Genomic DNA, 1,480 nt, shown 5'->3' with positions numbered 1-1,480 from the left:
GGTTCTAAAATATCTGTTGTTGGTAATCAACTTAATTGGTTACTGGCAGCGGATATTTTTGTATACTGTATAGAGTAAAAATGGGTACAAAAAAGGGATATAGTCGCAGATCTATGTCCATCCACTACCACATTTCAAGAGAAAGAAAGTGACTATATCCTATGTCCAATGATACTAAAATTATTCTGGGGATAAAAGACCCTAATATTAAAAAACTGAAAATAATGAATCCCTTAGAAGTAAAGGGACCACTCAAGGTACAGGCACTTTTAGACTACCGTCCAAAAGCTTGTACTAAATGTGGCGTTTTGAACCAGAAGAGCATTATCAAATACGGTTGGCGTTGGACCACGGTTAAACTCCCACAAGCCGTTGAACGAGACGTTAAACTTCACCTTAAAAAACGTAATTTCAAGTGTAAGCAATGCCATCAATACTTTCTGGCAGAAACGTCGTTAGTTCAGCGAAACCACACCATCTCTAACGTCAGCCGGATCTCGTGTTTAGTAAAGCTCAGTGAGACGGTTTCAATGCGGCATATCGCAAACGAATTAAACATTTCGAGTACGAGTGTTTTACGAATCATGCGTAGCTACCAACCGGATATTAAGACAAATTACAGCTGGTTGCCAGCAGTTATTAATATGGATGAAGTCAAGTCTACCAAAGATGCCAAAGGTGCAATGAGCTTTGTCTTTATGGACGGTATGCGAAACGAATTTATCGATATCCTTGAATCACGAACCCTGTATGATCTCGAAAAATACTTCAATCGATATACTAAGGCTGCGCGAGAAGGCGTGAAAATCATTGTGACAGATATGAATTACACGTATCCGCAATTGACAGAAACCGTTTTTCCAAACGCGATTGTGGTAACCGATAGGTTCCACATCGTGAGTTCTATAATGCGTGGTTTCAATCGTGTGAGAGTTCGTATAATGAAGTCCTATGCCAATTCAAATATCAACCATAAGATCTTAAAACGATACTGGAAACTACTCTTAAAACCTAATGAAAAGCTGAACTTCAACGTCTATCATAATTTCACTCATCTCTCAGGAATTAATACTGAGAATAGTACGGTCGATTACATTCTCAGCTTCAATGATGAATTACGCCAAGCGTATGAGCTTTTACAGACCGTTCGGCGAGCCGTCAAGTATCGTCACACGTCCAAACTAGTAACCATTCTAGACAAGAAGAATGATTACCCCGAAGAGCTTGAAACACCGTTAAATACGTTGAGAGAACACCAAGAATCTGTGTACAATGCGCTAAAATACAATTATTCTAATGGACCAATGGAAGGTATCAATAATAAAATCAAAGTAATCAAGCGAGTCAGCTACGGATTCGGTTGTTTTAGTAGCTTTAGATTAAGGATTCATCTAGTATTCGGAATTAAAAAGGCTGCCTAATCATAATACGATTAGGCAACCTCAGACAGCCGATTACCAACAACAGTTGACAAAGAGCC

General features: G+C 38.9%; 1 protein-coding gene. It reads left to right on the top strand.

Annotated features, from left to right (window positions below; translation table 11 throughout):
• Nucleotides 1-161 precede the first annotated feature (161 nt).
• Entirely contained in the window at nt 162-1,421 is a 1,260-nt protein-coding gene (locus tag EKM83_RS13185) for an ISL3 family transposase (protein ID WP_125577978.1), read from the top strand.
• The last annotated feature ends 59 nt before the right edge of the window (nt 1,422-1,480 follow it).

The sequence above is a fragment of the Levilactobacillus angrenensis genome, from assembly GCF_003946085.1.
GTDB classification, from domain to species: Bacteria; Bacillota; Bacilli; order Lactobacillales; family Lactobacillaceae; genus Levilactobacillus; species Levilactobacillus angrenensis.
This window is presented reverse-complemented; position numbering and strand designations above follow the sequence as displayed.